At 36.6% G+C, this 21861-nt stretch carries 20 protein-coding genes, 1 tRNA gene, 3 pseudogenes and 1 riboswitch; of the genes and pseudogenes, 19 read left to right on the forward strand and 5 right to left on the reverse strand.

Translation table 11 applies throughout. The features are described from left to right. Window positions 1–106: 106 nt before the first annotated feature. The 5 genes and pseudogenes from mutY to SPAR10_RS07960 all read left to right on the forward strand — a co-directional run bounded on the left by mutY (window position 107) and on the right by SPAR10_RS07960 (window position 5054). Window positions 107–1264, forward strand: a complete 1158-nt coding sequence (mutY, locus tag SPAR10_RS07940; RefSeq protein WP_004252687.1) for an A/G-specific adenine glycosylase — start codon at window positions 107–109, stop codon at window positions 1262–1264. 66 nt (window positions 1265–1330) lie between these two features. Continuing rightward, window positions 1331–2035 carry a response regulator YycF gene (yycF, locus tag SPAR10_RS07945; protein WP_004252689.1) on the forward strand — a complete coding sequence of 235 codons (705 nt, stop codon included), beginning with the start codon at window positions 1331–1333 and terminating at the stop codon, window positions 2033–2035. Then, window positions 2028–3377 carry a cell wall metabolism sensor histidine kinase VicK gene (gene vicK, locus SPAR10_RS07950; RefSeq protein WP_004252692.1) on the forward strand — a complete coding sequence of 450 codons (1350 nt, stop codon included), beginning with the start codon at window positions 2028–2030 and terminating at the stop codon, window positions 3375–3377. Before yycF ends, vicK begins: the two co-directional genes overlap by 8 nt. A gap of 1 nt (window position 3378) precedes the next feature. Then, complete coding sequence (locus SPAR10_RS07955; protein WP_004252694.1) at window positions 3379–4188, forward strand: MBL fold metallo-hydrolase; 810 nt, start codon at window positions 3379–3381, stop codon at window positions 4186–4188. A 94-nt stretch (window positions 4189–4282) separates the two neighbouring features. Next, a pseudogene (locus tag SPAR10_RS07960) lies at window positions 4283–5054 on the forward strand (potassium channel family protein). Between the two features lie 37 nt (window positions 5055–5091). Here SPAR10_RS07960 and SPAR10_RS07965 read toward each other — a convergent pair. Beyond that, window positions 5092–5439, reverse strand: coding sequence for a thioredoxin domain-containing protein (locus tag SPAR10_RS07965; protein ID WP_004252697.1), 348 nt, complete (start codon window positions 5437–5439; stop codon window positions 5092–5094). 107 nt (window positions 5440–5546) lie between these two features. After that, on the reverse strand, window positions 5547–7265 hold the full coding sequence (locus tag SPAR10_RS07970; RefSeq protein WP_004252698.1) for a phospho-sugar mutase: 1719 nt from the start codon (window positions 7263–7265) through the stop codon (window positions 5547–5549). A gap of 238 nt (window positions 7266–7503) precedes the next feature. On the opposite strand from SPAR10_RS07970, the gene SPAR10_RS07975 reads away from it, so the two are divergent. Beyond that, window positions 7504–8715, forward strand: a complete 1212-nt coding sequence (locus tag SPAR10_RS07975) for a DUF5105 domain-containing protein (RefSeq protein WP_004252699.1) — start codon at window positions 7504–7506, stop codon at window positions 8713–8715. Window positions 8716–8794: 79 nt separating this feature from the next. Next, window positions 8795–10696 (forward strand): ribosomal protection-like ABC-F family protein, encoded by a 1902-nt coding sequence (gene abc-f, locus SPAR10_RS07980; RefSeq protein WP_004252700.1) that lies wholly within the window; start codon window positions 8795–8797, stop codon window positions 10694–10696. 64 nt (window positions 10697–10760) lie between these two features. On the opposite strand, the gene SPAR10_RS07985 is transcribed toward abc-f, so the two are convergent. From SPAR10_RS07985 to SPAR10_RS07995, 3 genes are all read right to left on the reverse strand, one after another. Next, window positions 10761–10832 (reverse strand) — tRNA-Arg (locus SPAR10_RS07985). 47 nt (window positions 10833–10879) lie between these two features. After that, window positions 10880–11320, reverse strand: a complete 441-nt coding sequence (gene mscL, locus SPAR10_RS07990) for a large conductance mechanosensitive channel protein MscL (protein ID WP_004252701.1) — start codon at window positions 11318–11320, stop codon at window positions 10880–10882. Between the two features lie 70 nt (window positions 11321–11390). Next, the gene (locus tag SPAR10_RS07995; protein WP_004252703.1) at window positions 11391–11825 is read right to left on the reverse strand and encodes a GtrA family protein; all 435 of its coding nucleotides are present in this window, start codon (window positions 11823–11825) and stop codon (window positions 11391–11393) included. Window positions 11826–11853: 28 nt separating this feature from the next. Then, window positions 11854–11951: riboswitch (PreQ1 riboswitch) on the forward strand. Between SPAR10_RS07995 and SPAR10_RS08000 the strand changes: the two genes are divergently transcribed. The 12 genes and pseudogenes from SPAR10_RS08000 to SPAR10_RS08050 all read left to right on the forward strand — a co-directional run bounded on the left by SPAR10_RS08000 (window position 11949) and on the right by SPAR10_RS08050 (window position 21820). Further along, window positions 11949–12458 (forward strand): QueT transporter family protein, encoded by a 510-nt coding sequence (locus SPAR10_RS08000; protein ID WP_004252705.1) that lies wholly within the window; start codon window positions 11949–11951, stop codon window positions 12456–12458. Its footprint overlaps the riboswitch before it by 3 nt. A gap of 147 nt (window positions 12459–12605) precedes the next feature. Next, window positions 12606–12989: a hypothetical protein gene (locus tag SPAR10_RS08005; protein WP_004252706.1), complete on the forward strand. Its 384-nt coding sequence runs from the start codon at window positions 12606–12608 to the stop codon at window positions 12987–12989. Window positions 12990–13055: 66 nt separating this feature from the next. Beyond that, window positions 13056–13694: pseudogene (locus tag SPAR10_RS08010) on the forward strand (hypothetical protein). Between the two features lie 12 nt (window positions 13695–13706). Next, a pseudogene (locus SPAR10_RS0102045) lies at window positions 13707–14126 on the forward strand (formate/nitrite transporter family protein); the annotation flags it as partial. 254 nt (window positions 14127–14380) lie between these two features. Then, complete coding sequence (locus SPAR10_RS08015; RefSeq protein WP_004252711.1) at window positions 14381–15178, forward strand: formate/nitrite transporter family protein; 798 nt, start codon at window positions 14381–14383, stop codon at window positions 15176–15178. 80 nt (window positions 15179–15258) lie between these two features. Next, on the forward strand, window positions 15259–16533 hold the full coding sequence (locus tag SPAR10_RS08020; RefSeq protein ID WP_004252712.1) for a DUF2130 domain-containing protein: 1275 nt from the start codon (window positions 15259–15261) through the stop codon (window positions 16531–16533). A gap of 9 nt (window positions 16534–16542) precedes the next feature. Next, window positions 16543–16971, forward strand: a complete 429-nt coding sequence (locus tag SPAR10_RS08025) for a GNAT family N-acetyltransferase (protein ID WP_004252714.1) — start codon at window positions 16543–16545, stop codon at window positions 16969–16971. 46 nt (window positions 16972–17017) lie between these two features. Next, window positions 17018–17821 carry an alpha/beta fold hydrolase gene (locus tag SPAR10_RS08030; protein WP_004252716.1) on the forward strand — a complete coding sequence of 268 codons (804 nt, stop codon included), beginning with the start codon at window positions 17018–17020 and terminating at the stop codon, window positions 17819–17821. Window positions 17822–17824: 3 nt separating this feature from the next. Further along, entirely contained in the window at window positions 17825–18703 is an 879-nt protein-coding gene (gene truB, locus SPAR10_RS08035) for a tRNA pseudouridine(55) synthase TruB (protein ID WP_004252717.1), read from the forward strand. Window positions 18704–18897: 194 nt separating this feature from the next. After that, window positions 18898–19389 (forward strand): DUF536 domain-containing protein, encoded by a 492-nt coding sequence (locus tag SPAR10_RS08040; RefSeq protein WP_004252719.1) that lies wholly within the window; start codon window positions 18898–18900, stop codon window positions 19387–19389. Between the two features lie 68 nt (window positions 19390–19457). Beyond that, window positions 19458–20048: a 3'-5' exonuclease gene (locus tag SPAR10_RS08045; RefSeq protein WP_004252720.1), complete on the forward strand. Its 591-nt coding sequence runs from the start codon at window positions 19458–19460 to the stop codon at window positions 20046–20048. An 8-nt stretch (window positions 20049–20056) separates the two neighbouring features. Further along, window positions 20057–21820: a glycerophosphoryl diester phosphodiesterase membrane domain-containing protein gene (locus SPAR10_RS08050; protein WP_004252722.1), complete on the forward strand. Its 1764-nt coding sequence runs from the start codon at window positions 20057–20059 to the stop codon at window positions 21818–21820. Window positions 21821–21861: the final 41 nt, after the last annotated feature.

Consider the following 21861-nt stretch of genomic DNA (forward strand, 5'->3'; position numbering starts at 1 on the left):
AGAGTAGAGATATGACTTATAGTCAGGTATGATAAGAGAGCTGATACCAAAACAAGGACAATTTTCATTTTTTGAGTATCCTATAAGGATATGCTATACTAGATATATGTTAGATTTGGAGAAATACGGTGTGACCATATGGGAAGAGGAGAAAATTCTCTCTTTCCGTCAAAAACTTTTAGCTTGGTATGATGAAAATAAGCGGGACCTACCTTGGAGAAGGACTAAAAATCCATACCATATCTGGGTATCTGAAATCATGTTGCAGCAGACCAGAGTTGATACAGTTATTCCCTATTATGAACGTTTTTTAGAAAGCTTTCCAACTGTAGAGACTTTAGCAAATGCACCTGAAGAACGTTTATTAAAGGTTTGGGAAGGTCTTGGATATTATTCGCGTGTTCGCAATATGCAAACTGCAGCTCAGCAGATTATGAATGAATTAAATGGAGAATTTCCTTCAACTTACGAAGGTATTTCAAGCTTGAAAGGGATAGGTCCCTATACAGCCGGAGCTATTTCAAGTATTGCCTTTAATCTACCACAACCAGCAGTTGATGGGAATGTCATGCGTGTTTTGGCTCGTTTATTTGAAGTCAATCACGACATTGGTAATCCAAGTAATCGCAAGATATTTCAAGCTATGATGGAAATTTTGATTGATCCAGAACGTCCAGGTGATTTCAATCAAGCCTTGATGGATTTGGGTTCAGATATTGAGGCACCCGTTAATCCGAAGCCAGAAGATAGTCCAGTTAAAGATTTTAGTGCTGCCTATAAAAATGGAACAATGGATTGCTATCCGATTAAAGCGGCAAAGAAAAAGCCAGTTCCCGTCTATCTTAATGCTTTAGTTGTTCAAAATGCTAAAGGACAGTTTTTACTAGAAAAGAATGAAAGTGAAAAGTTACTTGCTGGATTTTGGCATTTTCCCTTGATTGAGGTAGATGAATTTTCGAAAAATGAAGAACTAAATCTCTTTAATCAGGTAGCTGAACCATCTATTCAACTTGGGCCATCACCGCAAGAAAGTTTTGAGCAGGATTATGATTTAGAAGTTGAGTGGCAGGATAGTCATTTCGAAGAAGTCAAACATATCTTTAGCCATCGAAAGTGGCATGTACGAATCCTATCCGGGCAAGTAGTTGATAGCAAAGAATATTGTGATAAAGAGGTAGTTTGGTTAACTCCTGAAGATTTTGACCTCTACCCACTAGCAAAACCTCAACAAAAAATTTGGCAAGAGTATTCAAAAAGATGCTGACCACTAGTCTTGCGTGTCTTCTTTGCAATTTTTTGGTATAATTGATACAAGGAAAAAGGTGACTATATGAAAAAAATATTGATTGTAGATGATGAAAAACCAATCTCAGATATTATTAAGTTTAATATGACCAAGGAAGGCTATGAAGTTGTTACAGCCTTTAATGGACGTGAAGCGATTGAATTGTTTGAGGCTGAGAAACCAGATATTATTATCTTGGATTTGATGCTTCCAGAAATTGATGGTCTTGAAGTGGCTAAAACAATTCGCAAGACAAGTAGTGTTCCAATTATCATGCTTTCAGCAAAAGATAGTGAGTTTGACAAGGTTATTGGTCTTGAACTTGGTGCAGATGATTATGTGACCAAGCCATTTTCAAACCGTGAGCTACAAGCGCGTGTTAAGGCTCTTCTTCGTCGTACGGAGTTAGTTGCAGTTGACAACCAAGAGGAAGATACTAAATTGCAAAGTCTTCAAATTAGAGATTTAGAGATTCTTCCAGATGCTTATGTAGCCAAAAAATATGGAGAAGAATTGGACTTAACTCACAGAGAGTTTGAGTTGTTGCATCACTTAGCTTCTCATCTTGGTCAAGTTATTACCCGTGAACACCTCCTTGAGACTGTTTGGGGTTATGATTATTTTGGTGATGTTCGTACTGTCGATGTTACCATTAGACGTCTACGTGAGAAGATTGAAGACACACCAAGTAGACCTGAATATATCTTAACTCGTCGTGGTGTGGGTTATTATATGAGAAATAATGATTGATATAATTAAACAAACAATTTTAACCAGAGATTTCGTCTTTGTACTCATATTACTTGGTTTCATCATGCTTGTTAGCTTTCTCTTGCTTGAAGGCCGTAGAGATAATATTCGACTCAAACAGTTAAATCAAAAGATTAAAGATTTAATTGCTGGTGATTATTCTCAGGTATTAGATATGCAGGGGAATACTGAAATAACCAATATTACCAATAATCTAAATGATTTGTCTGAAGTTATTCGTCTAACTCAAGAAAACCTTGAGCAGGAAAGTAAAAGATTGCATAGTATCCTATCATACATGACTGATGGGGTTCTTGCAACCAATCGTCGTGGTCAAATCACTATGATTAACGATATGGCTAAAAGACAACTTGGGGTTGAAAGTGATGACGCGCTCAATCAAAACATTTTAGAGTTGCTCAAGATTGAAGATGAGTATGAACTCAGAGACTTGATTACTCAAAGTCCTGAAATGATGATTTATTCCCAAAATGTAAATGGGGAGTATATTAGTTTGCGTGTGCGTTTTGCCTTGATTCGTAGAGAATCTGGCTTTATCTCTGGTTTGGTAGCAGTTCTACATGATACGACTGAACAAGAGAAGGAAGAGCGCGAGAGAAGGCTTTTCGTTTCCAACGTTAGTCATGAATTGCGAACTCCATTGACCAGTGTCAAATCTTACCTAGAGGCCTTGGATGAGGGTGCATTATATGAACCTGTTGCTCCTGATTTCATCAAAGTATCTCTAAATGAGACCAACCGTATGATGCGAATGGTAACGGACCTCTTGCATCTATCACGCATTGATAATGCAACTAGTCATTTAGATGTTGAATTGATTAACTTTACAGCTTTCATTACGTTTATCCTAAACCGTTTCGATAAGATACGAGCCCAGGATCAAGAAAAAAAATATGAGTTGGTTCGAGATTATCCGATTACATCGGTCTGGATTGAAATTGATACAGACAAGATGACTCAGGTAATCGATAATATTCTTAACAATGCCATCAAGTATTCGCCTGATGGTGGAAAAATTACGGTTAGTATGAAAACCACTGATGACCAGATGATTTTATCTATTTCGGATCAAGGACTTGGAATTCCTAAAGAAGATTTACCGAAGATTTTTGACCGTTTCTACAGGGTTGATAAGGCTAGAAGCCGTGCCCAAGGTGGCACTGGTTTAGGTCTTGCGATAGCAAAAGAAATCATCAAGCAACACAATGGATTTATCTGGGCCAAGAGTGAATACGGTAAGGGTTCTACCTTTACCATTGTTCTTCCTTATGATAATGATGCTGTAAAAGAAGAAGTATGGGAGGATGAAGTAGAAGACTAGAATGAGTGAAACAGGCTTTAAATATAGTATTTTAGCATCGGGTTCTAGTGGAAATTCCTTCTATCTAGAAACCCCCAAGAAAAAGATTTTAGTGGATGCCGGTTTATCTGGTAAAAAAATTACAAGCTTATTAGGTGAAATCAATCGTAAACCAGAAGATTTGGATGCTATTTTGATTACGCATGAGCATGCTGACCATATACATGGTGTTGGAGTTTTAGCTCGTAAGTATGGCATGGATCTTTACGCCAATGAAAAGACCTGGCAAGCTATGGAAAATAGTAAGTATCTAGGTAAAGTTGACTCTTCACAAAAGCATATCTTTGAAATGGGAAAAACTAAAACATTTGGAGATATCGACATTGAGAGTTTTGGAGTTAGCCATGATGCAGTTGCTCCCCAATTCTATCGTTTTATGAAGGATGACAAGAGCTTTGTTATGCTGACGGATACAGGCTATGTTAGTGACCGTATGGCTGGCATTGTCGAGAATGCAGATGGTTACTTGATTGAGTCTAATCATGATGTGGAAATCCTGAGAGCAGGATCTTATGCTTGGCGACTCAAGCAACGCATCCTGTCTGACCTTGGCCACCTCTCAAATGAAGATGGAGCAGACGCCATGATTCGCACACTAGGTAATCGTACCAAGAAGATTTACCTAGGACATCTATCTAAAGAGAATAATATCAAGGAGCTAGCCCACATGACCATGGTCAATCAGTTAGCTCAAGCCGATCTAGGAGTAGGAGTAGACTTTCAAGTTTACGATACATCTCCAGACACTGCAACACCTTTAACGGATATATAAAAATGAACACCTAATGGTGTTCATTTTTAATGAATCTTAGTTTTTAATTTATGCTATAATAATTTAATAAGCGATTATGATGGAGAAATATAAATTGAAAAAGACTTGGAAATTTGAAGATTACTATGACACAACCATATTATTATTAGCATTGATATCTGTGATGCTAGTTATTTTGGGATTTATGGATGTTATAGATTTGGATAATCCACCTTACAATATTATTGATTTAATGATTTGGATAGTGTTTATAGTGGATTATCTATGGCGTTTCTTTACTAGTAAAAAAATTTCGTTTCATTATTGATAATGTTTTTGATTTATTAGCAATTCTTCCATTAAATGCTATTTTTACAGTTTTTCGTTTGGGACGTATTTTTCGTTTAGCAAAATTAACAAAATTAGTTAAACTTACAAGGTTATTAAGAATAATTGGTTTAAGTGGAAAATTAGAAAGAAAAGCTAGTAGTTTACTGCGAACGAATGGCTTGCTTTATATCTTATATGTCAATGTATTTATTGTATTTGTTGGAAGCTCAATCTTATCAGTTGTTGAGGAGAAGGCTTTTTCAGATAGTCTTTGGTGGGCTATTGTTACAGTAACAACTGTTGGTTATGGTGATATAGTCCCAAATTCGGTATTTGGGAAATGGTTAGCAATAATCTTAATGCTAGTGGGTATAGGAACGATTGGGATGCTGACTAGCGCCTTAACAAATTTTTTTGTTAAAGAAAATTCTAATGAAGAATCCAAATTAGAACAACTACAGAATGAATTGGTTATGCAAAGGCGTTTAGTTGAGAAGCAGGCTGAAAGAATTGAAGAACTTCATAAAATGGTACAAGAATTACTTAACAAGTATTAATTTAGAAAACACAAAAACCACTCAATCGAGTGGTTTTTTACAATCCAGCAAATTCTTTGATTTCTTGAGCTGACATAGAAGAATCGCAACGGACCTTAATCTCTCCATTTTCAACATGAACAAATCCTGGTACAGTTGGGATTTCATAGCGTGAACGGAAATCTTGTAGTGCTTCAAGTTGACTTGGTTCTTCACTATTGATGAAATAGATGTGTGCTTTGGTTTCAGCTACCACACCAGCCAAAGTGCCAGCAAATTTACGGCAGTAAGGGCAAGTTTTGCGGCCGATAAAGAATGTAGCAGTTTCTTTTTTATCAAGAGCTTCTTGGGCACGCGCAACAGTTGTAACTTCAAGATCTTTAATGTTTTCTAAAAATTGTTCCATGAGTTTTCCTCGCTTTCTTTTAAATCTAGTATGCCATAAAGTCTTTAAAAATGCTTAGATTTGATACGGAAAAAAGATGAGACAATCTTATCTCATCTTTTAATATCTTATTTTACAAAGGCATTTATTTCAGCTTCGATATTAGCAATCTTAGCTTGTGAATCTTCGTTGCTTTCTCCAACAACAGCAATGTAGAACTTGATTTTTGGTTCAGTACCGGAAGGACGAACTGCAATCCATGAACCATCAGCAAGTGTGTATTTCAAGACATCACTTGGAGGAGTCGTCAAGGCTGTTACAGTACCATCAGCGGCAGTAGAAGTTTGTGCTTTGAAGTCTTCTACAACTGTGATTTCTGTTGCGTTCCATTCTTTTGGAGCATTGTTGCGGAATTTAGCCATAATCGCTTTGATTTGCTCAGCACCATCGACACCTGAGAGAGTTACAGAGATGGTTTTTTCTGCGTAGTAGCCGTATTCTTTGTAAATTTCTTCGATACCGTCAGCAAGTGTCAAACCTCGAGAACGGTAGTAGGCAGCAAGTTCAGCAACGACAAGGACTGCTTGGATGGCATCTTTATCACGTACGAATGGTTTAATCAAGTAACCGAAGCTTTCTTCAAATCCCATCATGTAAGTGTGATTGTGTTTTTCTTCAAATTCTTGAATTTTTTCAGCGATAAATTTGAAACCAGTCAAGACGTTGAACATAGTTGCGCCGTAGCTTTCAGCAATCTTCGTTACCAAGTCAGTTGATACGATTGATTTACATAGGGCTGCATTTTCAGGAAGAGTTCCAGCATTTTTATGAGCTTCCAAGATGTATTTAGCCATGATAGCACCGATTTGATTCCCTGAAAGGTTAAGGTAGCTACCATCTTTTTGAAGGACTTCAACACCGACACGGTCAGCATCCGGGTCAGTTGCCACAAGAACATCTGCACCAACTTGACGACCAAGTTCTTCAGCAAGGGCAAAGGCTGCTTGGCTTTCTGGGTTTGGAGATTTAACAGTAGAGAAGTCTGGGTCTGGAGTTGCTTGAGCTTCAACGACTTGAACAGAATCAAATCCTGCTTGAGCAAGAGCACGACGAGCCAACATTTCACCAGTACCGTGAAGAGGGGTGTAGACAATCTTCATGTCTTTACCAAATTCTTCGATCAAGGCAGGGTTGATGTTGACATCTTTGACTTCTTTAAGGTATTCAGCATCAATAGCTTCACCGATGACTTCAATTAATCCAGAAGCTTTTTCAGCTTCCACATCCGAAACTTCAACAGCGAAAGGATTGTCGATAGCACGGATGTAGGTAGTCAAAGCGTCTGCATCGTGTGGAGGCATTTGACCACCGTCTTCACCATATACCTTATATCCGTTAAATGGAGCTGGGTTGTGGCTAGCAGTAATCATGATACCTGCAAAGCAGTTGAGGTGGCGAACAGCAAATGAAAGCTCTGGAGTTGGACGGAGACTTTCAAAAACATAAGATTTAATACCGTGTTTTGCAAGAACTGCTGCTGATTCAAAGGCAAATTCTGGAGAGAAGTGACGGCTATCATAAGCGATGGCAACACCACGTTCTTTTTCGTTTCCACCTTTTGATTCAATCAAGCGAGCCAAACCTTCAGTTGCTTGGCGAACAACGTAGATATTAATGCGGTTTGTACCAGCACCAATCAAACCACGCATACCAGCAGTACCGAATTCAAGATTTGTGTAGAAGGCATCTTCTTTAGTTTTTTCATCCATGTTTTCCAAATCACGACGAAGGTAATCTGGTAGGTCAGCGAAATCAACCCATTTTTGGTAGTTTTCTTGGTAAGTCATAAGATATCTCCTTTAATATATAATCTAATCGCCTTCATTATACCACGATTTAAAGTTTTAGTAAAACGTTAGCGTGGCTCAGTTCTTTGAATTTAAGTTTCATTTTAATCATAGAATGAGTAGATATTTATTATATTTAAAAATTTACAATATTTTTAAAAGCGATTTCCTGTTTCTGGTTTGAAAATTTTTGACTGTATGGTACAATATAATAAATAAAAAAAGGAGATTTTCTATTATGAAAAAAGTTCTTAAGCATTCTGCTTTAGTTTTGACTGCTTTAGCATTGGTAGCTTGTGGAAATAGTAAGAAAGCAAGTGATAATGGTACTGCATCTAACTCAAACTTTGAAGTTTCTGTTAAAGACGGTATGTATGTCCTTCCTAAAGATGAAGATTCAAATTCACATTATCTTGCTCTTCAAGTTGAGATTAAAAACAATCGTGATAAACAGTTTAGCTTTACTAGCCAAGATATTGCACTTTATAACGAAAAAGACGAAAAAGTTGAACCGATTCAAATTTATGAGTCAGACAGTAAAACAAAATTTATGTCATACGGAGATAGCCTCTCTAAAGGCAAGAGTGTTGCTGGTTATGTAGTTTATGAAGTTAATAAAGATGCAAAATATGAACTTCACTTTGCACCGAGCTTTTACGATGATGTAAAAGAAAATAAAAAAGGTAAAAATGACGTAGCTATCAAGGTTGATCCAAGTCAATACGAAGATACTATTGATGAAGCTAAAGAAGCTATGAAAAATTATGTTGATGCTGTTTACCTAGATGGTGAAAACACTGGTGGTGCATCAAACGTAAGCTTTACTAATGATAAAACTCAAATCGTTGCACTTGAAGATAAAAAGTCAGATGATAAGAAATCAGACGATAAGAAATCTGACGACAAGAAGTCAGATGATAAAAAATCTTCAAGATCTTCTGACCTTATTACAAACGATGTGAAGGCTGACAGAGAAGAATTTATCAAGAAATTTATTGAGTCATTCGGTAAAGGATTCTACAACTACAAACCATCTGATTCTGAACTTCGTACATTTGCAGAAGCATATATCAAAGCAAATGCAAAACGAGCAAAAGTTGATTACAAAGTAAAAACTTACTTGCCAGACTATGCAGTTATCTATGTAAGACCTGAAACAATCGACTTGGATAACTTGAATGTCCATGAATTGAGCCGTAAATTCTACGACGAAAACAAAGGTAAATACAGCAGCTACTCAGAAGCTATGAAAGCTGGTGAGAAGTACATTTTAGAAAATGCACCAAGTCAATTTGATTCAACTCCTCTTGATACTAGCGATAATATGCAAAAAGAAGGTTACGAAATCAAGATGACTAAGAAAGACGGTAAATGGACAATCGACACATCTTCTAAGAACTATAACTTAAAAGATATGGCACGTACATTCCGTGGTGGTATTGGTTATTAATATCTAAAAGTTCGAGTTTAAAGCTCGAACTTTTTTTATTTGAATTGTTAAAAACAGAAAAAGATAGTAAAATAGTTACATGATTATTTTACAAGCTAATAAAATCGAACGTTCTTTTGCGGGCGATGTTCTATTTGAAAATATTAATCTACAAGTAGATGAAAGAGATCGTATTGCTCTCGTTGGTAAAAATGGAGCAGGTAAGTCGACACTATTAAAGATATTAGTCGGGGAAGAAGAGCCAACTTCTGGTGAGATTAATAAGAAAAAAGATATTTCCCTTTCTTACTTAGCACAGGATAGTCGATTTGAATCCGAAAATACTATCTATGACGAGATGCTTCACGTCTTTGATGACTTACGTACTACTGAAAGACAACTTCGCCAAATGGAGCTAGAGATGGGGGAAAAGACAGGTGCAGAACTCGATAAGCTCATGTCAGACTACGATCGTCTATCTGAAGAATTCCGTCAGGCTGGAGGATTTACCTATGAAGCTGATATTCGCGCCATTTTAAATGGTTTTAAGTTTGATGAGTCTATGTGGCAGATGAAAATTGCTGAGCTTTCTGGAGGTCAAAATACAAGATTAGCCCTAGCCAAAATGCTCCTTGAAAAGCCAAATCTCTTGGTTTTGGATGAGCCGACCAACCACCTGGATATTGAAACCATTGCCTGGTTAGAAAACTATCTGGTTAATTACAGTGGTGCCTTGATAATTGTTAGTCACGACCGTTATTTCCTCGATAAGGTAGCAACCATAACGCTCGACTTAACCAAACATTCTTTAGATAGATATGTAGGAAACTACTCAAGCTTTGTGGAGCAGAAAGAGCAGAAGTTACTGACTGAAGCTAAGAACTACGAAAAGCAACAGAAGGAAATTGCTGCTTTAGAAGACTTTGTTAGCCGAAATCTTGTTCGAGCTTCAACTACCAAACGTGCTCAATCTAGACGTAAACAACTGGAAAAGATGGAGCGTTTAGATAAGCCTGAAGCTGGGAATAAATCAGCCAATATGACCTTTCACTCTGATAAAACATCTGGTAATATTGTGCTGACAGTTGAGAATGCTGCTATTGGATATGATGGAGAAATATTATCAGAGCCTATCAACCTCGACCTTCGTAAGATGAATGCCGTAGCAGTTGTAGGTCCGAATGGGATTGGAAAGACAACCTTTATCAAGTCTATTGTTGATCAGATCCCTTTTATAAAGGGTGAGAAGCGTTTCGGTGCGAATGTTGAAGTTGGCTACTATGACCAAACTCAAAGTAAGTTGACACCAAGTAATACAGTTTTAGATGAACTTTGGAATGATTTTAGATTGACGCCAGAAGTGGAAATCCGAAATCGTTTAGGCGCCTTCCTTTTTTCAGGTGATGATGTAAAGAAATCAGTTGGCATGCTTTCAGGTGGAGAGAAAGCTCGCTTGTTACTGGCTAAACTATCAATGGAAAATAATAACTTCCTGATTCTTGACGAGCCGACCAACCATTTGGATATTGATAGTAAGGAAGTTCTGGAAAATGCACTAATTGACTTTGATGGAACTCTTCTATTTGTCAGCCATGACCGTTATTTTATCAATCGTGTCGCTACACATGTTCTGGAATTGTCCGAAAATGGTTCGACCGTCTATTTGGGTGATTATGACTATTATGTTGAAAAAAAAGCAGAGTTGGCAGCTAGTCAAGAGGAAGAAGCGTCAACTTATAGCCAAGAAAAAGTGGCTTCTCCAGTTAATGACTACCAAGCTCAAAAGGAAAGTCAAAAAGAACTTCGTAAATTGATGAGACAAATCGAAAGTCTTGAGACAGAAATCGAAGAGCTGGAAACTCAAGCCCAAGTTATCTCTGAACAAATGCATACCACCAATGATGCAGATGAACTCATGCAATTACAAGCAGAACTTGATAAGATTAGTCAGCGTCATGAAGAAGCTATGCTGGAGTGGGAAGAACTATCGGAGCAGGTATAGATATAAATAAAAAAGCAGTGATAATACACTGCTTTTTCAATTATTAATAATATTTTATCTATAATCCACCCTGAGGGAATCGAACCCCCATTTTAAGAACCGGAATCTTACGTGATATCCATTACACTAAGGGTGGAAACTTCCCTCATTATATCAAAAAATATGGTGTAACTCAAGAGTCATCTAAAAGATGAAATATAACAATAAAAAAGGATTTAGACAATACCTAAATCCTTTTAAATGTTTATTTTTTTCAAGAAGTGCTTTGATTTCTTGAAGAACTTCCAATTCAGTTGGAGCTGCTGGAGCTTCTTCAGCAACTTCTTCTTTCTTACGAAGGTTTTGAGCTTTTTCAATAGCTTTAATCATGAAGAAGAGAACAGTACCAATTACAACGAAGTTGATAACAGCGCTCAAGAACTTACCATATGTAACACCATTCCAAGCAAGCTCAGCGATGTTTTGTACATTCGCAGCTTCCAAGGCTGGGTTCAATAGAAGTGGAGTGATGATATCATTAACAAATGAATTGATGATAGCACCAAAAGCAGTGGCGATGATCACACCGACAGCAAGGTCAACGACGTTGCCACGGAGCAAGAAATCTTTAAGATCCTTTAACATAATCTTTTTCCTTTCGAAATTTTTCAGTCTAGATTATATCGTAAATTTATATTAAATGCAAGAAAGGTGCTTATTTTTTTTTAAATACGAAAAGCTTACTAAAAACGTAGTTGAGAACCACCATCGTAACTTGTGCAATGAAGATTTCAACTGTATTAATTTTATTAATATCATTTCCAACAAAGTAACCAATAATTTGTGGGAAGCATGTCACAAAAATAAAAGTTAGTAGAAGATCCAATAAAAAGGTGATAAGTCTTGCAGAGGTAAATTTAATTAATCGATTAAACCAGTTTTTTCTTTCTTGCTTAAATACAAATGTGTCATTTGTAAAGAAAGCAAATAGGATTCCAGCAATATTTCCCAAGGCAGTCGCAACTAACTCTTGATGAGTAAGATAGAAGATGACGATGCGGACAAATATTGATACTACGGTAGTAGCAACGCCGAAAAATAAATAAGATAAAATTTCGTTATCGAAGAATTTTTTAATGTATCTTTTCATAAGATTAGTATAGCATAAAGCATTTAAATGTGCTATACTAATAAAGTTGACTTGCTCAACCCTTGGTGCTTAGCTTCTTTCACCAAGCATATTAGACGCGGGATAGCCGCTAAAGGAGAAAACATGAAAAAACTTACTGTCCGCGATTTGGCTGACATTGCCATTGTCGCAGCAATTTATGTGGTTTTGACTATTACACCACCACTCAATGCCATTAGTTATGGAGCTTACCAATTCCGTATTTCTGAAATGATGAATTTCCTAGCTTTTTATAATCCTAAGTACATTATCGGTGTTACTCTTGGATGTATGATAGCTAATTTCTTCAGTTTTGGACTCATTGATGTCGCTGTAGGTGGAGGATCAACTCTTGTCTTCCTAAGCTTAGGAGTTTGGTTGTTCAGTAAATATAGTAAAGACTATCTTTTTAATGGATTGATTCGAAAAGATCATTTCTTCTTTTCAATTCTATTTTCAATTTCAATGATCACTATTGCTGCTGAATTAAACATCGTAGCAGAAGCACCATTCTTCTTTACATGGTTCACTACTGGTATCGGAGAATTCGCTTCACTAATTGTTGGTGCAATTATCATTGGTAAAATTGGTCAACGTATTGATTTGACTAGATAAAGACATCTTATCAACCATTCGTAAAAAGGGCTGAACTTTGTTCAGTCTTTTTCTTTGACAATAAAATAGATGCTCATTAAAAGTGGTATAATAGGTTAAAAAAGGCGGTTTAATCATGATAGATTATTTTTGATTGGGATAAAATCGATGATGAAAAGCTCGGTTTTGACTTTTGCTATTTACTTTATTTCCTTCCTTCTTTTACTGATTCTATGGCGTCGTTATGTCATTGTGCGTCAAAGTGGTGGAAACTATTTTGCCCCGTTTCATATTGCTAAGGGAAGATTATACATTCACACGATTATTCTTTTTAGAAAAAGGATTGTTCCTCTGGCTGAAATTAGACAGATTGATATTGATTACGTTCGAGGGAGAAGAATGAATGGGGACAGGTATCATCTGTACTTTACAAGGAAAGATGGAAAATCTTTTACTTTTCATTTTGGAAAAAGCAAAAGAAACGAGGAGTTATTGAAAAATCTTGCCAATGTGGCCAAGAAGTGCCATATTAAAATCTATTATTATTATTAAGAGTCGATTGCTAAAATTGAATTGTTGTCATTTGTGACAATTGTCAAATCCAGGAGAGTAGCTAATATGCTTCAACTACAAGTAATAAGAGAAGATAATCAACTGAGAAACTTATTGATGAAAGAATGCGATATTCTCTTTTATGACCAGTTGAAAGAGGTTGAATTTTCTCAGAACAATGAAGTTTATTCTCTTTCGCCCATAGCCTTTGCTAAAGACGGTAGTGGGGGAGAATATGTGATTCTTGAGGATGAGAGTATCGGCTTTATAGGGAGTGAAGGCCAAGTTGGTCGGGTAGCAGAAAGTCTTGACGACTTGCTTACTTTCTTACTCCATGCTGGTTCTATCACTGATTTTTCTTGTCGTTTACTCTATCAAAACAAGGATTTGTTGGTAAAATTCTGTCAAGGATTTCTCAATAAAGCACGAGAAAACTACCAGTCAAAAGGCGAAGAGTGGGATAAAGTGAGAGCTGGACTTGTACAATAGTTGGGACTCGAATTTCAGCCAGAGAAACTGCAAGAGTTAGCGTTCAATTTTTATCATTCAGCGATAAGAACCCCTCTATTCACTTGTAAATATGGTCATGGTGAGAATGAATATGTCAGCGATTCTGTTTTATCAGATATTGTCGGCTTGTGGGTTTCAGAGCTTGTAGGATTGACTGCAGAAGAAATTGAAGCTTTTGCTAACATTCAAATGTAAAGAACAAGAATTTATTCCACTTCTTCAGCATTTTCACATCTGACCCAGGATAGTTTTTTACCAAAACTTGTAGCTAAGAAGTTAGCTCGTCCAAGTGAATTGGTTTTACTTGAAGGTATTCTTGCCAACGTGTTTGTTAATATCGCTATTTTGTCTTCAATCTTAGTCAAAGATGCGTCTGCAAAACTTTGGATTATATTGTCAGCAATTTCTATGTTTGTATTTTTATCAAACGAGCACATTGCTGCAAATTTTGCGTCATTTAGTATTGTTAAATTTAGCATTGTTTCTAATGAAGTTCAGCATTTCGAAATCGCAAATATTCTCCGTCATTGGGGTGTCACCTTTGTTGCTAACTTAATAGGTGGTGGTTTCTTGATTGGATTACCATATGCCTTTTTAAATAAAAATGAAGAGACTTATGTAGACTAAAAATTATCAATTGAAGTGGGGAGAAATGCTAGGTTTCTCTCTTTTATTTTAGTTAAAAATATATTAATTATAATAAATAGTTCTAGAAGTTCAGGAATTGTTTTCAGTGATATTAGAAGTCTAAAACCTTAAAACTACAAGAGTGTAAACGATTCCGATAATTTTAAAAAATATTAGTGATTGATTTAGGAAAGCCTTTCCATAAAGTTGATTTTATGTTATAATATTCACAAATAAAAGTTTTAGGAGTTTATATGGTCTCATCAGAATTTATTTCAAAAATCGAATTTGCTTGTAAGAAAAAGGAAAGTCTTTATTCGAATAGTAAATTTAAGTATGCTATCCGTTCAATGTTTGCAGGTGCATTCCTTACCTTCAGTACAGCAGCTGGAGCTGTTGGTGCTGACTTGATCAATAAGATCGCTCCTGGTAGCGGACGCTTCCTTTTCCCATTTGTGTTCGCTTGGGGATTGGCCTACATTGTCTTCTTGAATGCTGAGTTGGTAACATCAAACATGATGTTTTTAACAGCTGGTAGTTTTTTGAAAAAAATTAGCTGGAGAAAAACAGCTGAAATTCTCTTGTATTGTACTTTCTTTAACTTAATTGGTGCGCTTATCGCTGGTTGGGGATTTGCACACTCAGCAGCCTACGCAAATCTAACACATGATAGCTTTATTTCTGGAGTTGTAGAAATGAAGTTGGGACGCTCTAATGAACTAGTTTTACTTGAAGGTATTTTAGCGAATATCTTTGTAAACATCGCCATCCTTTCATTCGTTTTGGTTAAAGATGGTGGAGCTAAACTTTGGTTAGTTCTTTCAGCTATTTATATGTTTGTATTCTTAACAAACGAACACATCGCCGCAAACTTTGCATCATTTGCTATCGTGAAATTCAGTGTTGCTGCTGATTCGATCGCAAACTTTGGTATCGGCAACATCCTTCGTCACTGGGGTGTGACCTTCATCGGTAACTTTATCGGCGGTGGTCTACTGATGGGATTGCCTTATGCCTTCTTAAACAAAAACGAAGATACATACGTAGATTAAAAGTTGGATTGATTCCAACTTTTTCTTTTTGTTTTTCCATGCTATAATGAATGGAGAATAGTTTGATATAGAGGAAAATCATGAACGAAATTAAATGTCCAAATTGTGGCGAAGTTTTTACAGTTAATGAAAGTCAATATGCAGAACTGATTTCTCAAGTTCGCACTGTAGAGTTTGACAAGGAGTTACATGCGCGAATCAAGCAAGAATTGACATTGGTGGAGCAAAAGGCCTTGAATGAACAACAGGTAAAACTCGCTCAAAAGGATCAAGAAATTGCCCAGCTTCAAAGTCAAATCCAAAACTTCGATACAGAAAAAGAATTGGCCAAGAAAGAAGTGGAGCAAAGTGCTAGCCAAAGCCTGTTAGAAAAAGAAAAAGAGGTCCAAGCTCTTGAGAATCAATTGGCTACCTTGCGCTTGGAGCATGAAAATCAACTACAAAAAACTCTTTCTGATCTTGAAAAAGAACGCGATCAGGTTAAAAATCAACTCCTTTTACAAGAAAAAGAAAATGAGCTTTCTCTTGCTTCGGTGAAACAAAACTATGAAGCACAGCTCAAGGCAGCTAGTGAGCAAGTTGAGTTTTACAAGAATTTCAAGGCACAACAATCTACAAAAGCTATCGGTGAAAGTCTAGAACAGTATGCAGAGAGCGAGTTTAACAAGGTTCGTAGTTTCGCATTTCCTAATGCCTATTTCGAAAAAGACAATAAGATTTCTGCGCGTGGTTCTAAGGGCGATTTTATCTTCCGTGATTTTGATGAAAATGGGCTGGATTTCATTTCCATCATGTTTGAGATGAAAAATGAAGCGGACGGAACTGAGAAGAAGCACAAGAATTCAGATTTTTACAAGGAGTTGGACAAGGACCGCCGTGAGAAGAACTGTGAGTATGCAGTTTTGGTAAGTATGCTTGAGGCTGACAATGATTACTTCAATACTGGAATTGTTGATGTCAGTCACGAGTATGAGAAAATGTACGTCGTGCGTCCTCAATTCTTTATCCAACTGATTGGGCTCTTGCGCAATGCTGCCCTTAATTCCCTAAAATACAAGCAGGAACTAGCACTTATACGTGAGCAAAACATTGATATTACTCACTTTGAAGAAGACTTAGAAGACTTCAAGGTAGCTTTTGCTAAGAACTACAATTCGGCTTCAGTCAACTTCGGCAAGGCTATTGACGAAATCGACAAGGCCATCAAGCGGATGGAAGAAGTCAAGAAATTCCTAACCACATCAGAAAATCAACTCCGCCTCGCCAATAATAAATTGGACGATGTTTCCGTTAAAAAATTGACACGGAAAAATCCAACCATGAAGGCTAAGTTTGATGCTTTGAAGGAAGATTAGGAGGCTCCTATGCAGATACGAAAAGCAACCATAAAAGATGCTGAAGCACTATTGTCTCTATATGAAGACTTGGGCTATCCAACGACCGCTTCTAAGCTGTCTCGACGTTTAGAAATGATTCTTTCTCAGCCGCATTATGGCTGTCTTTTAGCTGAAAGAAACGGAGAAATTTTAGGTTTCTTAGGTTACGCAAAGCTCTTCTTTTTTGAAGCAGATGGATCTTACTATCGTATTTTGGCTTTGTCAGTTGCAAAAGAAACAAGACGACAAGGAATTGCTAGTAGGCTAATTGATGAATTGAAAAAACAAGCGGTAAAAGAAGGAGTTAAGGCACTGGCTCTAAATAGTGGTTTAACCGCTGAACGTAATGCTGCACATCAGTTTTATCAGGCGGTTGGATTTGAAAAAGTTACTCTCGGCTTTGCCTTGTATTTATAAATTCAACATAAATAAATCATGAAAAAATAGTAGAGGGAATGAGGTAATGTCTTCGACAAAAGGGAAAACCTTATATTTTAATGAAAAGAGCATGGACTATGTAACATTTGGAAAAGGAAATCAACCTCTGGTGATTATACCAGGATTGGGCGATGGACTACAAACGGTTAAAGGTATGGCTATGCCTTTTTCAATCACATACCGTATACTTGCCGAACGTTACAAAATTTATGTTTTTTCTCGAATCAATGAGTTGAGGCAGGAGTATACGACACGGGATATGGCAACAGATGTAGCAGAAGCAATGGAGATATTAAATATTACCAGTGCCTATGTTATGGGGATTTCGCAAGGTGGAATGATTGCCCAATGGTTGGTGGCGGATTTCCCAGAAAAGGTTCAAAAGCTAGTTTTGGCTGTTACAACTGCAAAACTAAGTAATCTAGGTAGGGAGAGAATTAGTTGCTGGCTGAACCTGATTCAAACAGGTACTTATCAAGATCTGATGATTGATATTGCTCGTCACTCTTATACGACTAAATCCTTTGGAAAATTTAAATACCTTTATCGAATAATGGGAATCTTTGGAAATATTAAAGATAAACAACGTATTGATATTCAGGCTGTATCTTGTTTGAAACATGATAGTTTAGATTTTTTGGAAAAAATTAACTGCTCTACGTTAATCGTTGGAGCAGAAAATGATGATGTTCTTGGCGTAGATGGTTCGCTTGGATTGCATCAGCATATCAAAGGTAGCCAACTGATTATTTTACCAGGGTGTGGGCATGCGCTATATGAACAGAATAAGGATTTCCAAAAGAGAGTTTTAGTATTTTTAGAAAGTTAATGAATGAACGGTATTATCAACTTAAAAAAAGAAGCAGGGATGACCTCGCATGATGCGGTTTTTAAACTGCGTAAGATTTTAGGGACTAAGAAAATCGGACACGGTGGGACCTTGGATCCGGATGTTGTGGGTGTTTTACCCATTGCTGTTGGAAAGGCGACTCGCATGGTTGAGTTCATGCAGGATGAGGGCAAAGTCTATGAGGGAGAAATAACTCTTGGTTATTCTACAACAACTGAGGATGCTAGTGGTGAAATAGTTGCAGAAACTCCTGTTTTAGCTTCACTGGATGAAAAACTTGTCGATGAGGCGATTGCTAGTCTAACTGGTCCGATTACTCAAATCCCACCTCTGTACTCAGCTGTCAAGGTCAATGGTCGCAAGCTCTATGAGTATGCGCGTGCTGGTCAGGAAGTGGAGCGTCCAGAACGTCAGGTAACGATTTATAGTTTTGAAAGAACGAGTCCGATTTGTTATGAGGACAAACTTGCGCGTTTTACCTTCCGAGTAAAATGTAGCAAGGGAACCTATATCCGTACCTTATCGGTTGACTTGGGCGAGAAGCTTGGTTATGCAGCTCACATGTCTCATCTTACACGGACTAGTGCAGCTGGTTTACGGTTAGAAGATTCCTTGACTTTAGAAGAAATTGCCCAAAAAGTAGAGGCTGGAAAACTGGACTTTCTCCATCCACTCGAGATTGGGACAGGGGATTTAGTTAAGGTTTATCTTACTTCGGAACAGGCAGAGGAAGTCCGCTTTGGACGCTTTATTGAGTTAGTGTGTAGCGAGAAAGAAGTTGCCGCTTTCGAAGGTGAGAAGCTACTTGCTATTATGGAGAAACGTGATTATCTCTACAAACCAAGAAAGGTTTTCTCTTAAAATTATACTGAATAAACGATTTTTATCTACTAGTCTAAAGATGAGATGCTCTCATCTTTTTAAAATATTAGCCGATAAATAGTTTTTAAATTTTATGTCTTAAAAAACCATTGAAAATACAGTGTTATTTGACAGTTTTGCTTACTTATGATAAGATTTAATTTAAGAAAAGCTAGAGGAAAATAGAGGATATTATGAGTATTGAAATGACTGTCAGTGAGATTGCTGAGGTCTTGGGACTATCCCGACAAGCAATCAATAATCGTGTCAAAGAATTACCAGAAGAAGATATTACAAAAAACGACAAGGGTGTTACTGTTGTTACTCGCAGTGGATTGATCAAACTTGAAGAAATCTACAAAAAGACTATCTTTGAAGATGAACCGGTTAGTGATGAAGTTAAGCAACGAGAACTTATGGAAATTCTTGTTGATGAAAAGAATGCTGAAATCATTCGTCTTTATGAGCAATTGAAAGCTAAAGATAAACAACTGGCTGAAAAAGATGAACAGATGCGAGTCAAAGACCGCCAAATCGCTGAAAAAGATAAGCAATTGGATCAACAACAACAGTTGACTCTTCAAGCAATGAAGGATCAAGAAACACTTCAGTTGGAGTTGGATCAAGCTAAGCAAGAAGTACAAGCATCGAAGAAAGGCTTCTTTGCTCGCTTATTTGGAAAATAAGAAAAACTGCTTGGTTTCTATGATTAGACCAGGTGGTTTCTTTTTACAAATCAATAAGGAATGATAAGATGGAAACAGTAAGAGATTATATCTCATTTGACTTAGAATTCAACAAACACCAAGATAAGACTCATTTGATTCAGGTATCGGCAGTACATTTTAAAGATGGTGAAGAAGTAGGACTTTTTGACTCTTATGTTCACTCAGATGTACCTTTAAAGAGTTTTATTAATGGTTTGACTGGTATTACTTCAGAGACTCTTAAGAATGCCCCAAAGGTAGAAGAAGTCCTCCAAAAATTTCAAGATTTTGTTGGTGATTTACCCCTTGTTGGTTATAATGCAGCAAAGAGTGATTTACCGATTTTACTAGAACATGGATTTGACTATAGTCATCAATATTTAGTCGATCTCTATAATGAGGCACTTGAGCGACGTAGTTCTGATCTGCATGGAATTGCTAATCTAAAATTACAAACTGTGGCTAATTTTCTAGGTTTTAAAGGGCAATCTCATAATAGTTTAGAGGATGCTCGTATGACTGCTCGAGTGTATGAAGCTTTTCTGGACTCAGATGAGAGTAGACTGTTACTCAATTCTCAAACTAGTCTCAATTCGAATCCATTTGGTGCTTTGGATTTATCACAACTTTTTGATTAGGAGTTTTTATGAAACCTGAAAAACCGAAAAAATTGGGTTTTAAAAAGATTTACCTTAATCTAGATAAAATCCTCTTTCTATTCTTTCTAATTTTTATGTTGGTTGACTATATCTGGTTGCCACTTAACTCAGTGATAGCTGGATTTTTACTAAGTCAGACTGGATATTTGTTTATTTCCTACAACAATATTTTTGAGATTATAAAAAACGCACCCATAGTCAGTCTTGGTTTTGTAATTTTAATAGCCATCAATCTACTTGTAGCCTATTTTCAACTTAGTATCCTCTTTATTGGAGCTCGCCACCTCCTATATCACGAAAAAAGGACTCTTATAGAATATAGTCGAAAAGTATTTCGTGAAAGCCTTGCTTTTATGAAGAAGATGACTATTTCAAAAGCTTTGTTTATCTTTTTATTTGTAGCAATGCTATTTCCTTTTATCAGGAAGATATTTAAGATTTATTATTTCAATAAAATCGTGATTCCAGAGTTTATTCAAACCTACATGGAAGATAAGTACTGGATGTGGTGGGTAGCCATTATTATTTTATCACTCTTATTCTTCTATGTTTCTGTTCGCTTGATGTTCACTCTACCTAAGGTCTTTTATGAAAAGATGACGGTCAAGGAAGCGATCATTTATAGTTTGGATAAAACTAAGAATTTCTTTTGGTTTTATGCCTGGCATTTATTCTTTATTATTGTAAAAACCAATTTATTCTTCTATCTTCCTCTCATCCCAATATTATCTACTCAGTATATAGTGGATAGCCTTACGCAGAGAGAGTCTCTGGTCCTTGCTATTTTGAATTTTGTTCTTATCAAAAATATCCACTATATGGCATTAACCTATTTCCTTGTAAAATTTACGTCTTTCTTAACAGGAGAAGAACTTGATATTATGCCAAGACGCGAGAAGGACCATATCATGAGGTGGGGTGTCATGGTGTGTGCATGTATCTTCTTTGCGATTGAAGGCTATAATTATCTGGAAGCTCCTGTAGTCAATCCACCTCTTGTGATTTCACACCGTGGTGTATCGAATGGAAATGGTGTCCAAAATACAGTAGAATCCTTAGAAAAGACAGCGCAGTTAAAACCAGATTTAATCGAGATGGATATTCAGGAAACTAAAGATGGTCAATTTGTTATGATGCACGATGCTAATCTTAAAGGCTTAGCTGGTATTAATAAAACACCACAGGATTTGACCTTAGAAGAGTTAAAGCAGATTGACATTCATGAGAATGGTTATGAGACAAAGATTTCAAGTTTCGATGATTATCTGACTCGTGCAAATGAATTACATCAGAAACTTCTCATTGAGATTAAGACCAGCCACAAAGATAGCCCGCAGATGATGGAACATTTTCTAGACAAATACGGTGCAAAAATTAAGGTTTATGGTCATCAAATGCAATCCTTGGATTATAAGGTTGTTGAAAAAGTGAGAGAGTATGACACAGATATTCCTGTATACTTTATTCTTCCCTATAATTCTGTTTTTCCTAGAACGGTTGCTACAGGCTACACAATGGAGTATTCTACTTTAGATGAATATTTTGTGACGAAACTATGGAATACTGAGCAAAAACTCTATGTTTGGACAATCAATAGTTCGGAATCATTTAATAAGTCTTTTCACCTAGGTGTTGACGGAATGATCACGGATGACTTAAAAAACATAAAAGAAGAACTAGTAACTGCTCAGGAAGACCCTGAATATAGTGACTTATTGCTAAATAAAGCAACTGAGTTCTTTGCTTATTGACATAAATTAAAAGAGGCTGTAAACCAGCCTCTTTTTGTACG

The sequence above is a fragment of the Streptococcus infantis SPAR10 genome, assembly GCF_000279535.1.
Classification (GTDB): Bacteria; Bacillota; Bacilli; order Lactobacillales; family Streptococcaceae; genus Streptococcus; species Streptococcus infantis_I.

What these genes read in the sequence shown, in the direction of transcription:
- SPAR10_RS08025 (WP_004252714.1), top strand. Translation starts at nt 16,543, where the DNA reads ATGCAGATACGAAAAGCAACCATAAAAGATGCTGAAGCACTATTGTCT.
- SPAR10_RS08005 (WP_004252706.1), top strand. Translation starts at nt 12,606, where the DNA reads ATGATGAAAAGCTCGGTTTTGACTTTTGCTATTTACTTTATTTCCTTC.
- SPAR10_RS08030 (WP_004252716.1), top strand. Translation starts at nt 17,018, where the DNA reads ATGTCTTCGACAAAAGGGAAAACCTTATATTTTAATGAAAAGAGCATG.
- mutY (WP_004252687.1), top strand. Translation starts at nt 107, where the DNA reads ATGTTAGATTTGGAGAAATACGGTGTGACCATATGGGAAGAGGAGAAA.
- abc-f (WP_004252700.1), top strand. Translation starts at nt 8,795, where the DNA reads ATGATTATTTTACAAGCTAATAAAATCGAACGTTCTTTTGCGGGCGAT.
- SPAR10_RS08000 (WP_004252705.1), top strand. Translation starts at nt 11,949, where the DNA reads ATGAAAAAACTTACTGTCCGCGATTTGGCTGACATTGCCATTGTCGCA.
- SPAR10_RS07970 (WP_004252698.1), bottom strand. Translation starts at nt 7,265, where the DNA reads ATGACTTACCAAGAAAACTACCAAAAATGGGTTGATTTCGCTGACCTA.
- SPAR10_RS08040 (WP_004252719.1), top strand. Translation starts at nt 18,898, where the DNA reads ATGAGTATTGAAATGACTGTCAGTGAGATTGCTGAGGTCTTGGGACTA.
- SPAR10_RS08015 (WP_004252711.1), top strand. Translation starts at nt 14,381, where the DNA reads ATGGTCTCATCAGAATTTATTTCAAAAATCGAATTTGCTTGTAAGAAA.
- SPAR10_RS07995 (WP_004252703.1), bottom strand. Translation starts at nt 11,825, where the DNA reads ATGAAAAGATACATTAAAAAATTCTTCGATAACGAAATTTTATCTTAT.
- mscL (WP_004252701.1), bottom strand. Translation starts at nt 11,320, where the DNA reads ATGTTAAAGGATCTTAAAGATTTCTTGCTCCGTGGCAACGTCGTTGAC.
- SPAR10_RS08020 (WP_004252712.1), top strand. Translation starts at nt 15,259, where the DNA reads ATGAACGAAATTAAATGTCCAAATTGTGGCGAAGTTTTTACAGTTAAT.
- SPAR10_RS08050 (WP_004252722.1), top strand. Translation starts at nt 20,057, where the DNA reads ATGAAACCTGAAAAACCGAAAAAATTGGGTTTTAAAAAGATTTACCTT.
- SPAR10_RS07965 (WP_004252697.1), bottom strand. Translation starts at nt 5,439, where the DNA reads ATGGAACAATTTTTAGAAAACATTAAAGATCTTGAAGTTACAACTGTT.
- truB (WP_004252717.1), top strand. Translation starts at nt 17,825, where the DNA reads ATGAACGGTATTATCAACTTAAAAAAAGAAGCAGGGATGACCTCGCAT.
- SPAR10_RS07955 (WP_004252694.1), top strand. Translation starts at nt 3,379, where the DNA reads ATGAGTGAAACAGGCTTTAAATATAGTATTTTAGCATCGGGTTCTAGT.
- vicK (WP_004252692.1), top strand. Translation starts at nt 2,028, where the DNA reads ATGATTGATATAATTAAACAAACAATTTTAACCAGAGATTTCGTCTTT.
- SPAR10_RS08045 (WP_004252720.1), top strand. Translation starts at nt 19,458, where the DNA reads ATGGAAACAGTAAGAGATTATATCTCATTTGACTTAGAATTCAACAAA.
- yycF (WP_004252689.1), top strand. Translation starts at nt 1,331, where the DNA reads ATGAAAAAAATATTGATTGTAGATGATGAAAAACCAATCTCAGATATT.
- SPAR10_RS07975 (WP_004252699.1), top strand. Translation starts at nt 7,504, where the DNA reads ATGAAAAAAGTTCTTAAGCATTCTGCTTTAGTTTTGACTGCTTTAGCA.